10 protein-coding genes and 1 pseudogene are annotated in these 12,296 nt (G+C 64.4%); all 11 read right to left on the bottom strand.

Annotated features, from left to right (window positions below):
- Positions 1-78: 78 nt before the first annotated feature.
- Positions 79-498, bottom strand: a complete 420-nt coding sequence (locus AC5RU9_RS18925) for an ATP-binding protein (protein ID WP_494017662.1) — start codon at positions 496-498, stop codon at positions 79-81.
- On the bottom strand, positions 491-823 hold the full coding sequence (locus AC5RU9_RS18920; protein ID WP_211712738.1) for an STAS domain-containing protein: 333 nt from the start codon (positions 821-823) through the stop codon (positions 491-493). Before AC5RU9_RS18920 ends, AC5RU9_RS18925 begins: the two co-directional genes overlap by 8 nt.
- On the bottom strand, positions 813-2,789 hold the full coding sequence (locus AC5RU9_RS18915; protein ID WP_494017661.1) for a glycosyltransferase family 2 protein: 1,977 nt from the start codon (positions 2,787-2,789) through the stop codon (positions 813-815). Before AC5RU9_RS18915 ends, AC5RU9_RS18920 begins: the two co-directional genes overlap by 11 nt.
- Before the next feature lie 19 nt (positions 2,790-2,808).
- Positions 2,809-3,915 carry a PP2C family protein-serine/threonine phosphatase gene (locus AC5RU9_RS18910; protein WP_494017660.1) on the bottom strand — a complete coding sequence of 369 codons (1,107 nt, stop codon included), beginning with the start codon at positions 3,913-3,915 and terminating at the stop codon, positions 2,809-2,811.
- Positions 3,916-4,061: 146 nt separating this feature from the next.
- Positions 4,062-4,529, bottom strand: coding sequence for a thioredoxin-dependent thiol peroxidase (gene bcp / locus AC5RU9_RS18905; protein WP_189020478.1), 468 nt, complete (start codon positions 4,527-4,529; stop codon positions 4,062-4,064).
- Between the two features lie 96 nt (positions 4,530-4,625).
- On the bottom strand, positions 4,626-5,390 hold the full coding sequence (locus AC5RU9_RS18900; RefSeq protein ID WP_494017659.1) for a winged helix-turn-helix domain-containing protein: 765 nt from the start codon (positions 5,388-5,390) through the stop codon (positions 4,626-4,628).
- A 10-nt stretch (positions 5,391-5,400) separates the two neighbouring features.
- Positions 5,401-6,750 carry an allantoinase AllB gene (gene allB / locus AC5RU9_RS18895; RefSeq protein WP_494017658.1) on the bottom strand — a complete coding sequence of 450 codons (1,350 nt, stop codon included), beginning with the start codon at positions 6,748-6,750 and terminating at the stop codon, positions 5,401-5,403.
- Positions 6,743-7,909 carry a glycerate kinase gene (locus AC5RU9_RS18890; protein WP_494017657.1) on the bottom strand — a complete coding sequence of 389 codons (1,167 nt, stop codon included), beginning with the start codon at positions 7,907-7,909 and terminating at the stop codon, positions 6,743-6,745. The genes allB and AC5RU9_RS18890 overlap by 8 nt, the downstream gene beginning before the upstream one ends.
- A gap of 18 nt (positions 7,910-7,927) precedes the next feature.
- Positions 7,928-9,703 (bottom strand): glyoxylate carboligase, encoded by a 1,776-nt coding sequence (gene gcl / locus AC5RU9_RS18885; RefSeq protein ID WP_494017656.1) that lies wholly within the window; start codon positions 9,701-9,703, stop codon positions 7,928-7,930.
- A 127-nt stretch (positions 9,704-9,830) separates the two neighbouring features.
- Positions 9,831-10,727 (bottom strand): annotated as a pseudogene (locus AC5RU9_RS18880) (2-hydroxy-3-oxopropionate reductase); the annotation flags it as partial.
- A 29-nt stretch (positions 10,728-10,756) separates the two neighbouring features.
- The gene (locus AC5RU9_RS18875; protein ID WP_494017655.1) at positions 10,757-11,560 is read right to left on the bottom strand and encodes a hydroxypyruvate isomerase family protein; all 804 of its coding nucleotides are present in this window, start codon (positions 11,558-11,560) and stop codon (positions 10,757-10,759) included.
- Positions 11,561-12,296 lie beyond the last annotated feature (736 nt).

Below are 12,296 nucleotides of genomic sequence, written 5' to 3'. Positions count from 1 at the left end.
GATGTGAGGGAGGGTTCGGTTGAAGGGGGTGGGATGTGAGGGAGGGATGGACGGAAGGGGGTGGGATGTGACGGAGGGTCAGGTGTTGCGGGTCAGGATCCAGGTGTTGGTACCGTCCTGGCGTTCGAACGTCACCGTGGTCACCAGTGCTTCGATCAGTGCCAGCCCCCGCCCGGACTCCGCCTCCGAATCAGGCATGGACGCCTGCATGTCGTCGGCGAAGGGCTCGCGGGCGTTGAAAGCGCTGACCCTGGCCACCAGCCGACTGGGCCGGACGCTGATGTCGACGTCGATCTCCACAGGCTTCTCCGCCGCCGGCAGCGCGTGCTGCACAATGTTGGCGGCGGCTTCGATCACGGCGGTAGCGAAAGTCATCCGGTCCATATCGGGCACGAAGGAAGCGTCGTCCCACAAGGCGTCCAGTTCGTTGTGGATGGCCTCGATGGCTTCCTCGGTGGAAGGCCCGTGGAATCCCCGGCGGGCGATCACGTCAGTCATCGCCGAATGCCTCCTCGGCCGAAGGGTACGCCGTGAGCACCCGGTCCATGTTGGTCAACTCGAGGACCATCTTCACCTGGGGTTGGACCCCCGCGATCCGGAGGTCGCCGCCGGCCTGGCGAGCGGCTTTGAGGCAACCGATCAGTGCGCCCAGCCCGGATGAGTCCATGAAGTTGGTCTCGGCCAAGTTCACCACCACGCGGTTTGAACCCGATGCCACAACCTCGTTCACTACTTCGCGGAGCTTGGGCGCGGCCACCATGTTCAAACGGCCTACGCTCTTCACTTCCGCGTAGGAGTCCTTGACCTCATAGCTAAACTGCATCTGCATTCCTTTCCTCCGGGCGCTTCGGCCCAACATCCTCAGGCACGAAACCTTTGTACAAAACTGCCTTGACCAGGACGCTCAGGACAACGAGGTCGAACGCCACCCACGCCACGTTCACCAACGTGCCCAGCGGTTCGGAAAGTCCGGTCAGCAAGCGGGCGATGCCCACCACCATTGCCACAGCGAGCAAGACGGCCACGGTGATCTGGGGCCGGATGAGGCTCCAACTCGGTCCGCCGCTCTGGCGGGCCTTGGGGGTGACCGCGAACCCGAGGGGACGCCCGAACCAGACGTTACGCGCCGCCGTCGTGCATGCCTTGATCCAAGTGGGGAACAGCGCAAGGCTGTACTGCTGCCCACGCCAGGTGGGGATCCCGTGCCCGGCCACCACGAACAGCAGCTGGTTGACCACCATGAACGGGATGAAGCGGATGAAGAAGTCGTAGCTGAGGCTGCTGACCGGGAGGATGCCGAGCGTCAGGTAGATGATGGGCGCAGCGAAGTAGACCACGGCCGCGAACCCGCTGAGGTAGCTCCACATGGTGGAGAAGTACATGAGCCGTTGTCCCCAGGAAAGCCGGGGCTGGACCAGCGGATTTTCGCGAAGGAGGACCTGCATGGTGCCCTGTGCCCAGCGAAGGCGCTGTGTGAGCATGGTTTTGAGGTCCTCGGGCGCGAGTCCGTTGGCCAGGATTTCGTGGTGGTACACGCTCTTCCAGCCGAGCCCGTGGATGCGCATGGCCGTTGCCATGTCTTCGGTGACCGAGATGGTGGCCAGCGGCATGATCGGCTGGGCTTCATCGGTGCGTTCCACGGAGATGGCGTCCAGGACTGCGTGGACCGATTCGAGCGCGCCCAGGGGCGACCAGTCGCGCCCGGACATGCGGTCGACGGCGTCACTCGCCACTGTGGTGACGCCACCTTCGCCGACGTGGGCGAGTTCCATCGCCGCGATTTCTTCGAGGTCGGACTGCAGCGCGGAGAAGTCCGCGGCGACCAGGGTGCGTACGGCTTCGTCCACTTTGCGTCGCACGCGGTACGTGATCTCGCTGAGGGACACGCGTGCATCGAGTTCTTGCTGGGCCGTATTGGTGGCGGCTTCCACCTCGTTGAGCATCTGCTCCACCAGGGGGTTGCGGGCCTCCTCCGAGCGGCGCGCTTTCTTGATGGCCGAACGGGAGGCGTTCAATGCCCGCCGGACACTCTTTTCCGTGGCTTTGACGTAGCCCACCAAACCCAGTTGCATGAGGGCTTCGCGGCGCAGGATCGCGTTGGAGCCACAGAAGAAGGCCGCGTTCCAGCCGTCCTTGCCCTGCTGGATGGGGCCGTAGAACAGGGGCGCCTGGCTGCCCAGCGGATCGTCGGCGGGGACGTTGATGAAGTATTGCGGGGTTTGGACCAGCGCTACGCGGTCGTCGTTGAAGTAGCCCAGCGTTTTGTCCAGGATGTCCGGTTCCGGGATCTGGTCGGCGTCGAGGATCAGCAGGTACTCGCCCGAGGTGACCATGAGCGCGTTGTTCAGGTTCCCCGCTTTGGCGTGGCGCGGCATGTCCGGGGTCCAGTCCGCACCGCGCGTCACGTAGCCGATCCCGTTCGATTCGGCGAGTTCGCGCATTTCGGGGCGATTGCCGTCGTCAAGAATCCAGGTGCTGTGCGGCCACCGGATGTCCTTGGCTGCCAGGGCCGTGGTCAGGACCAGGTCCAGGGGCTCGTTGTACGTGGTGATGAAGACATCCACGGTGGCGTCAGCGGGCGCCGGGGGCGGCGGCTTGCGGATCTTGAGCTTCCACACCGTGAGGCCGAAGAGCATCACGTCGATCAGGCTGTACGTTTCGGCGATGACCAACGGAACGGCGATCCACCACGCATCCCAGTTCAGTGACGCGAACCAACGCCAAGCCACATAGTTGACGCCCAAAATGACTGTGAGGACAACCAGCAGCCGGGTCCAGAAACGTGTCACAATCCCCCCTTTTTGTGGCTTAGTGTTTACGGCGAACGACGACGGCGGTCACGTCATCTTCGGCGGTTGCAGCGGGTGCCAGCTCCAGGAGGGCGGCGCAGACCTCGTCCGAGGTAGCTCCGTTGCGTGTCACCTTTTCGACGTTCACCACGAAGTCCTCCAGCGAATCGTGGGCGTCGAGCACCCCGTCGCTGACGATTACCAAAGAATCTCCGGGCTCCAGCTCAAGTTCCGCGGCCGGCCATTGCTGGTCGTCGAGGATGCCCACCGGCGGACCGGCCGACACCAGCCGCTGAGCCGCACCGTCCGCCGGAACGTACAGCGCAAGGCCGTGACCGGCGTCGATATAACTGAGCTTGCCCGAGCTGCTGTCCAACCGAGCGTGGAACATGGTGACGAACGAGCCCGACTGGTCAAGGTCGGAAGAGATGGTGGCACTGGCCGAGCCGAACGCATCAGCAATGGCCGGGGTGTCCGCGACCGACCGCATTACCGCCCGGACCGTCGCTGCGATCAGGGCAGCGCCCATTCCCTTGCCCATGGCGTCGGCGAATGTCAGGTGCATGCCGTCGCTGGTCTGGTACCAGTCGTAGAAGTCCCCGCCAACGCTGCGGGTCGGGCGGAAGGCGCCAGCGACGTCGTACCCTTCCACGCGGACGGTCTCCCGGGGGAGGAGGCTCTGCTGGACGACGGCGGCGCGTTCGAGTTCGTCGACTTGGCGCTGGTCCTCGGCGGGCGCAGCGGGCGTGCGCGCGCGGCGGAAGAGGGCGCGAATGCGGGCCTGGACTTCCTTGGGGCTGAAGGGCTTGCTGATGTAGTCGTCCGCGCCCGTGTCCAGGCCGTTGAGCCGGTCGATCTCGTCGGCGCGGGCGGTGAGCATCAGGACGTAGGCGTCCGAGAATTCCCGCAGCCGGCGGCACACTTCCATGCCGTCGATGTCGGGGAGGTTGATGTCCAGCGTCACCAGTTCGGCGTTGGTGTTCCGGACGGCCTCGACGCCGGACAGGCCGTCGGGTGCCTCGGTCACGACGAAGTCGAGCTGCTCGAGGATGAGGACGAGGAGCCCACGGATGTCGGCGTCATCTTCGACGACGACGGCATGGCGTGGGGACGCGGTTGAGACCATGGCTCCATTAACTAATGCGGCAGGGGTTTTGTCACGTTTAGTCAAGACATATGAAACGCCCGCTCACGGAAGTGAGCGGGCGTTACAGGTTTTGTGCAGTTATGTGAGAGAGGGATTCGCTCAAGCAGGCGGGTCGTGAGAGAGGGTTAGACGCCCAGCTCTTCCTTCAGCGCCTGGACGTGGCCCTGGGCCGAGACCTGGTACTGGGTGAGCTTCACGGTGCCTTCGCCGTCGAGTACCACGGTGGAGCGCACCAAGCCTTCGACGATTTCGCCGTCAACCAGCTTCTCGCCCCAGGCGCCGTAGGCCAGGGCGACTTTGTGGTCTTCGTCGGAGAGCAGCGGGAAGGTCAGCGCGAATTCGCCGGTGAACTTGGCGAGGGCCTCAGGGCCGTCGGGGGAGATCCCGATGACGTCGTAGCCCTTGCCCTGCAGGCTGGCGAGGTTGTCGCGGAAGTCGCACGCCTCGGTGGTGCAGCCGGGGGTTGCGGCCTTCGGGTAGAAGTAGACGATGACGTTGCGTCCGCGATAATCGGACAGCGAGACCTTGGTGCCGTCGGCGTCGAGCAGCGCGAAGTCAGGTGCTTGCGTTCCGACGAGGAGTTTCTGGGTCATGGCGATCCTTTACATTCAACCGGTGTGCACCGGCGGTCATTTCAAACAACAGCGGTCATACAAAAAACGGATTGTCTATTGGACTGAACAGCGAAATCAGATGCTGTATTCCGCAGGTCCGCGCACTGTGGCATATGGGCCTGGCACGAACTGGTAGCCGCCACCACGGACGGTGGCGACGGTGTGTCGGGCGGAGCCGAGCTTCCGCCGCACCCTTCCAACATAAACGTCGATCGAGCGAAATGCCGCGCCGGGGAGGTCAAATGACTCCAGGAAGCGTTGCAATTCTTCACGACTGATGGCCCGGGAGCAGTTCACCACGAGGTAGCGCAGCAGCTTGTATTCCATGCCAGTAAAGGCAACCGGCTCGCCGTCGAGCAGCACTACTTCAGCGGCGAGGTCCACCGCAAGTTGGCTGCGGCGGCTCGCCAACGTTACGGGCTCGACGGCGGTGCTGTCGCCCGCCGAAGGTGACTGGTCGCCGTCGGAACGGCTGCTGTTGCGTGCCTCGGCGAGGGCGTCCGCGAGTGTCACGGTCGACGAGGGCTTGGTACCGGCGTCGGCGGCTTCCTGCGGAGTGCCGCCCCAAGAAGTGTCGCCGACGCCGGAGTGTTCTGCCCCGATGGCGGGCCAGATGCGGACTTCCGCCTCCGGGGCAAGTTTCATGGCACGGGCCAGCACCAGGCGGGCTGCCCGTTCCCAGATTTCGGGATCAATGTCGTCGCCCTCGGCCGGGTTGACCCAGAGGGCCAAACCGTGGGCTGTCAGACCGTTACGTTCGTTCAGGGTCGGTCGCCGGCCCGCGGCCCCGCGCGAGGCGGGACCACGGGAAGGCGGTGGCCCGTAGGCATTGACTGCCATGGCGGTGGGCCTAAACGTTGCCGCGGCGGAGCAGCTTGCCGCCGGGGTTCTGGCCGTCGATGGGGGTGCCGCGCAGGTAGGTCTTGCGGACGACGCCGGCGAGGGGCCGGCCGTCGTACGGCGTGATCGGGTTCTTGTGCTTGAGCTTGGTGACGTCCACAACGAACGCTTCGTCCTGGGCGAAGATGGAGAAGTCGGCGTCGTAGCCCAGTGCCAGCTGGCCCTTGTTGTGTAGGCGGGCCAAAGCGGCGGGCTTCTCGGACATCCAGGCGACAACCTGCTCCAGGGAGATGCCGCGGTGGCGGGCTTCGGTCCAGATCAGGGACAGGCCCAGCTGCAGCGAGGAAACACCGCCCCACGCTACGGCGAAGTCGCCGTTCTCCAGGTCCTTGAGGTCCAGTGTGGAGGGGGAGTGGTCCGAAACGATGCAGTCGATGGTGCCGTCCTGCAGGCCCTTCCAGAGCAGCTCGCGGTTGGAGGCCTCGCGGATGGGCGGGCAGCACTTGTAGGCCGTGGCGCCGTCGGGGATCTCCTCGGCCATCAGGGTCAGGTAGTGCGGGCACGTCTCAACGGTGAGGTTGACGCCGTCGCGCTTTGCCGAGGCGATCATAGGCAGCGCGTCGGAGGAGGAGAGGTGCAGGATGTGGGCGCGGGCGCCGGTCCAGCGGGCACGCTCGATGACCTCGGCGATGGCCTTGTTCTCGGCGCCGCGGGGGCGGGAGGCCAGGAAGGTCTCGTAGTGGTCGCCGCCGGGGTGCGGGGCGCGGTCGATCGCGTGGGAGTCCTCGGCGTGCACGATCATGAGGGAGTCGAAGGACTTGAGCTCAGCCATGTCCTCTTCCATCTCATCGGCATCCAGGTGCGGGAACTCGTCCACGCCGGAGTGCAGGAGGAAGCACTTGAAGCCGAACACGCCTTCGTCGTGCAGCGGGCGGAGGTCGCCCTTGTTGCCCGGGATGGCACCGCCCCAGAATCCGACGTCCACGAACGCCTGGTCCTTGGCGACCACGCGCTTCTGCTCCAGGCCGTCCACGGTGGTGGTGGGAGGGATGGAGTTCAGCGGCATGTCGATGATGGTGGTCACGCCACCGGCGGCAGCGGCACGGGTAGCGGAGGCGAAGCCTTCCCACTCGGTGCGGCCGGGCTCGTTGACGTGGACGTGGGTGTCCACCAGGCCGGGGATGAGGGTTTCGTCGTCTGCGAGTTCGATGACCTCGTTGCCCGTCAGGCCGTTGCCCAGCGGTTCGATGGCCACGATGATGCCATCGCGGATGCCAACTTCGCGGGCTGCGACGCCAGCGGTGGTCAGGATGCGCTGGCCCCGGATAACGAGGTCATAGGCGCCGATTGCTTCAGACATTGAGGTACTCCTTGTTTTCGGTCCGTTCAGCCAGGTACACGCCTATGTGCTTACCTAATTGTTCAAGCAACGGCCCTGCTTCAGCGATACATTTTTGGACATCTTTTTCCAGGTCCGTCAGTGCGTGGACCGTGTGGAAGCCGGCATCCGTGAGTTGTTCCCGGCTCAGGGTACTCCGGCCGCAGACTGCGATCACGGGGACACCTTGCCGGGTCGCTGCCCGCGAGACTCCCATGGGCGTCTTGCCGAGCAGGCTTTGTTCGTCCAGGCTGCCTTCCCCGGTGATCACCAGGTCGGCGCCCTTCAGTTTGTGTTCCAGCTCAGTGAATTCAAGCACGACGTCGATACCCGGCCTGCGCTCCGCCTTCAGTGCCGCGATGGCAATGTAGCCAACACCGCCTGCGGCTCCGGCGCCTTCTGCCTTGGCAGCGAATGTGGCGTGCTGCCCGGTTGCTGCTGCGAGGACGTTGACGAAGTTTTCCAGTGCCGCGTCCAGTTCGGTGACATCGTCCGGCGTCGCGCCCTTCTGCGGGCCGAAGATGGCTGGGGCTCCAGCGGCCCCCAACAGGGGATTGTCGACGTCGGACGCCAAGACGAATTCTGTCGCTTCGATGCGGACGTCGAAGTTTGAGAAGTCGATGCTTTGCACTTGCGCGAGGGCCGCGCCGCCGCCGGGGAGCTCGTTGCCGTGCTTGTCCAGGAAGACCGCGCCGAGGCCCTGCAGGACGCCCGCGCCGGCGTCGGTGTTGGCGCTTCCGCCTACACCCAGGATGATCTTGCGGCAGCCGAGGTCCAGCGCCGCGCGGATCAGTTCGCCGGTGCCGATGCTGGTTGCCTTCTTGGCCGTTTCGCTGCTGGGACCCTCCGGGAGGAGGGCGAGGCCGGAAGCTGCCGCCATTTCGATGACAGCTTCCTGATCCCGCACCGCGAAGTCGGCCCTGACCGGTTCGCCCAGCGGGCCGGTCACCGTAGTGGTCCGGCGGGTGAAGCCGGAGCCGATGGCGGCGTCAATGGTTCCTTCGCCGCCGTCGGCCACCGGAATGCGTGTTGCTTCTATGCCTTGGCCGAACCCCGCCTGCAGTCCTGTTGCCAGGTGCTCAGCAACCTCGGGTGCGGACAGCGAGCCCTTGAATTTATCCGGGGCGATGACAACACGCATTCCGGTGCCTCCTTTTCCTTAAGCCTTGGCGAGGATCGCGGTGGGTGCGTCCGCCGCGGTCTCTGCCAGCTCTTCGAACTCGTTCACGCCGTTGATCTCAACGCCCATGGAGATGTTGGTGATCTTTTCCAGGATCACTTCAACAACCACGGGAACCTTGAACTCGCCCATGAGTGCCTTGGCCTTGTCGAAAGCGGCAGGCAGGTCGTTCGGGTTCTCAACGCGGATGGCCTTGCAGCCCAAGCCCTCGGCAACCTTGATGTGGTCAACGCCGTAGCCGTTGGTCTCCGGGGAGTTGATGTTCTCGAAAGCCAGGGAAACGTTCTGCTCCATGTTGAAGCCGCGCTGGGACTGACGGATCAGGCCCAGGTAGCTGTTGTTCACCACAACGTGGATGTACGGCAGGTTGAACTGTGCGCCCACGGCCAGTTCCTCGATCATGAACTGGAAGTCGTAGTCACCGGACAGGGCAACAACGGTGGCGTCAGGGGTGCCGCGTACAACACCCAGGGCTGCCGGAGCAGTCCAACCGAGCGGGCCGGCCTGGCCTGCGTTGATCCACTTGCGGGCACCGAACACGTGCAGCATCTGTGCGCCGGCGATCTGCGACAGGCCAATGGTGGACACGTAGGTGGTGTCGCGACCGAAGGCCTTGTTCATCTCCTGGTACACGCGCTGCGGCTTGATCGGCACGTTGTCGAAGTTGGTCTTGCGGTGCAGGGAGCCCTTGCGCTCCTGGCACTCGGCAACCCAGCCAGAGTAGTCCGGCAGGGTCTTTGCAGCCTGGCGCTCGCGTGCCAGCTCCAACAGACCGTCCAGCGCCGCACCGGCGTCGGACGCAATGCCCAGGTCCGGGGAGAAAACGCGACCGATCTGGGTCGGCTCGATGTCGATGTGCACGAACTTACGGCCGGTCGTGTAGGTGTCCAGGCCGCCGGTGTGGCGGTTGGCCCAACGGTTGCCGATGCCGATCACGAAGTCGCTCTGCAGGAACGTCTCGTTGCCGTAGCGGTGCGAGGTCTGCAGGCCAACCATGCCGGCCATCAGGTTGTGGTCGTCCGGGATGGCGCCCCAGCCCATCAGCGTGGGGATAACCGGAACGTTCAGGATCTCGGCCAGCTCAACCAACTGGGCTGAAGCGCCGGCGTTGATGATGCCGCCACCGGCAACGATCAGCGGGTGCTTGGCCTCGGTCAGCAGGTCCAGGGCCTTTTCCAGCTGCTTGCGGGAAGCCTTGGGCTTCTCGATGGGCAGGGGCTCGTAAGCGTCGATGTCGAACTCGATCTCGGCCATCTGAACGTCGATGGGCAGGTCCAGCAGGACCGGGCCCGGTCGACCCGAGCGCATCAGCTGGAAGGCCTTCTGGAACGCGCCGGGAACCTGGCCCGGCTCCAGGATGGTCATGGCGAACTTGGTCAACGGCTTGGCGATGGACTCGATGTCCACAGCCTGGAAGTCTTCCTTGTGCAGCTTGGCAACGGGTGCCTGGCCGGTGATGCAGAGCATCGGGATGGAATCAGCCTGGGCTGCGTACAGGCCGGTGATCATGTCCGTGCCTGCGGGGCCCGACGTGCCGATGCAGATGCCGATGTTGCCATCAGCTGCACGGCTGTAACCGTCAGCCATGTGGCTGGCGCCTTCAACGTGGCGGGCCAGCGTGTGGCGGATGCCGCCGTGGGCGCGCATTGCCGAATAGAAGGGGTTGATTGCTGCGCCTGGCAGGCCGAACGCCTCTGTGGCGCCTTCCTTTTCCAGGATGGCGACTGCCGCGTCAACGGTGCGCATCTTAGCCATGGTGTGCTCCTTGTGTTTGCCCTTTCGGGCGAAGTCTGGGGTGTTTTTGGGTGTGGTGAGGGAACCGCCGTAGTTATTTATGTACGACGGCGGGTTCCCTGCTTGTGCTGCTTGGGTGCCTTTTGGCCTATTTGCGGCCGCTGAGCTGGAGGACCTGCTTGAAGAGGCCCGAGTGGTCCAGGCCGCCGTCGCCCTGGTTGACGGTTACGGCGACGAGCTGGGCGACGACTGCGCCGAGCGGGACAGCGACGTTGGCTTCGCGGGCTGCGGAGGTGACGATGCCGAGGTCCTTGTGGTGGAGGGCCAGGCGGAAGCCGGGGTCGAAGTTGCGGTCGAGCATCTTCTGGCCCTTCTGCTCGAGGACCTTGGAGCCGGCCAAGCCGCCGCCGAGGACCTTCAGGGCTGCGTCGGTGTCTACGCCGTAGGCCTCAAGGAAGGCGATGGCCTCGCCGAGGACCTGGATGTTGACGGCCACGATCAGCTGGTTCGCTGCCTTGACGGTCTGGCCGGAGCCGGACGGGCCGACGTGGACGATGGTCTTGCCCACTGCGTTGAGGACATCCTGTGCCGCGTCGAAGTCTTCGGCGGCGCCGCCGACCATGATGGAGAGGACGGCGTCGATGGCGCCCTGTTCGCCGCCACTCACGGGGGCGTCGAGCGGGCGGATGCCTGCTTCTACGGCTTCTTCGGAGAGGCGCTTGGCGACGTCCGGGCGGATGCTGGATGCGTCGATCCAGATGGTGCCCTTCTTCGCGTTGGCGAAGACGCCGTCCTTGCCGCTGACTACACCCTCAACATCGGGGGAGTCCGGGACCATGGTGATGACGACGTCGGCGTCCTTGACGGCGTCCGCGATGCTGCTGGCACCCTGGCCGCCCTCGGAGACGAGCTTGTCGATCTTGTCCTGGCTGCGGTTGAAACCGGTGACCGTGTGGCCGGCCTTGACGAGGTTGATGGCCATGGGGAGGCCCATGATTCCGAGTCCGATGACTGCAACGTTGCTCATTGTGGTTCTCTTTCTGAAAGTCTTTTTAGCTCAGGTGTGCTGGATGCTTAGTTGGCGTTGGCGCGCTGGCGGATGGCCCAGCTGAAGGCCGATTCCTGCGGTTCCTTGTACTCGAGGCCGATGTAGCCCTCGTAGCCGAGTTCGCGGCTGCGGGCGATCCATTCGCCGAGGGGCAGGTTGCCGGTGCCGGGGGCGCCGCGGCCGGGGTTGTCGGCAATCTGGATGTGGCCGAAGTCCTTGGCGTGGTTCTCGATGACGGATTCGACGTCGTCCCCGTTGACTGCCAGGTGGTAGAAGTCGGCGAGGAGCTTGATGTTCTGGGCTCCGGAACCTGCCTTGACGCGGGCGATGACCTTGAGTGCGTCTTCGGCGGTGAGGAGCGGGTACTTGGGTGCGCCGCTGACCGGTTCGAGGAGGACGGTGCCGCCGATGCGGGCGACTCCTTCTGCTGCTGCGGCGAGGTTCTTGGCGGCGAGTTCGTCCTGCTCTTCAGGGGTGAACTCGTCCTGGCGGTTGCCGTAGAGGGCGTTGAAGGCCTTGCAGCCCAGGCGCTCACCGATGCCGGCGACGACGTCGATGTTGTCCTTGAACTCGGAGCAACGTCCCTTCCAGGAGACGAGGCCGCGGTCGCCGCCGGGCATGTTGCCGGCGTTGAAGTTCAGGCCCGTGAGCTGTACGCCGGCGTCCTTGATGGCGGTTTCAAACTCGGTTACTTGTGCGTCCGTGGGGACGGAGGTCTCGAAGGGCCACCAGAACTCGACGGCGTCAAAACCGGCTGCCTTCGCGGCGGCGGGGCGCTCGAGCAAGGGCAGCTCCGTCAGGAGGATGGAGCAGTTCACTGTGTACGTCATCGTAGGTCCTTCCGAGGAGGGGCTTGGATCTAACTTCCCTGTGCTTCGTCTTGGCCTTGGCGTTTGGCTTTAATTTCCGCTTTGTGGAATTTAGATTCTGCTTTATGAAAAGTTTAGGGAAGGAGGGGGTGCGAGTCAAGGGGGCGGGTGGGGATGTGCGAAAGGTCCGCGGAGTCCGATACGTTGCCTCATGAAAAAGGTTCGGGAAGGGTGGTTGGCGGACAACCTTGTGGGATGGGTCTGACTATGAGTCAAAGTCTGACTATGAGTCAAAGAAGGTCTGTCACGGTGGTCAAGGCGAGGGCTTAGGGCCGGGGGACGAGTTCTGAGAAGACTCAGATTCTGAGCGAGTTGGTAGAGCTCGCGGGATGGAACCGGGATTGCGCGCGAAGGGGGTTGCGGCTGGCACTGGAGTTGCGGCCGGTACGGGCCCGGTCTGCACCGGTGCCGATGTGTGGTCCGCGGGTTGTTGCGGCGTTGGTTGTGTGTTGGGCGGGTGTTGCGTGCCCCCGGCAAGCGGCTTGCGCCGAAACTGCCGATGCTAGTGCCTTTGCTTCGACGGGACGGGGAGCGGGTTTTGAGCGATGAGGACGCTGCGCTGTTGATGCGGATGAGCGCGGCTCGCCATGAATGCTCAGTTCAAACGCCAAATAGGCAGCGAAGTCCCGGCAACTCCGGGCACTCGGCAGCGAACTGGAAAGCCTCGCTCGAGCCAAAGCAGCGCCACGAAACTACA

It is taken from the genome of Arthrobacter sp. B0316-5-4, assembly GCF_059090325.1.
This window is presented reverse-complemented; position numbering and strand designations above follow the sequence as displayed.

Bases quoted from the DNA above. Each gene is read 5' to 3' on its own strand.
- gcl (WP_494017656.1), bottom strand. From the start codon at position 9,703: ATGGCTAAGATGCGCACCGTTGACGCGGCAGTCGCCATCCTGGAAAAG.
- AC5RU9_RS18900 (WP_494017659.1), bottom strand. From the start codon at position 5,390: ATGGCAGTCAATGCCTACGGGCCACCGCCTTCCCGTGGTCCCGCCTCG.
- bcp (WP_189020478.1), bottom strand. From the start codon at position 4,529: ATGACCCAGAAACTCCTCGTCGGAACGCAAGCACCTGACTTCGCGCTG.
- AC5RU9_RS18875 (WP_494017655.1), bottom strand. From the start codon at position 11,560: ATGACGTACACAGTGAACTGCTCCATCCTCCTGACGGAGCTGCCCTTG.
- allB (WP_494017658.1), bottom strand. From the start codon at position 6,750: ATGTCTGAAGCAATCGGCGCCTATGACCTCGTTATCCGGGGCCAGCGC.
- AC5RU9_RS18925 (WP_494017662.1), bottom strand. From the start codon at position 498: ATGACTGACGTGATCGCCCGCCGGGGATTCCACGGGCCTTCCACCGAG.
- AC5RU9_RS18890 (WP_494017657.1), bottom strand. From the start codon at position 7,909: ATGCGTGTTGTCATCGCCCCGGATAAATTCAAGGGCTCGCTGTCCGCA.
- AC5RU9_RS18910 (WP_494017660.1), bottom strand. From the start codon at position 3,915: ATGGTCTCAACCGCGTCCCCACGCCATGCCGTCGTCGTCGAAGATGAC.
- AC5RU9_RS18920 (WP_211712738.1), bottom strand. From the start codon at position 823: ATGCAGTTTAGCTATGAGGTCAAGGACTCCTACGCGGAAGTGAAGAGC.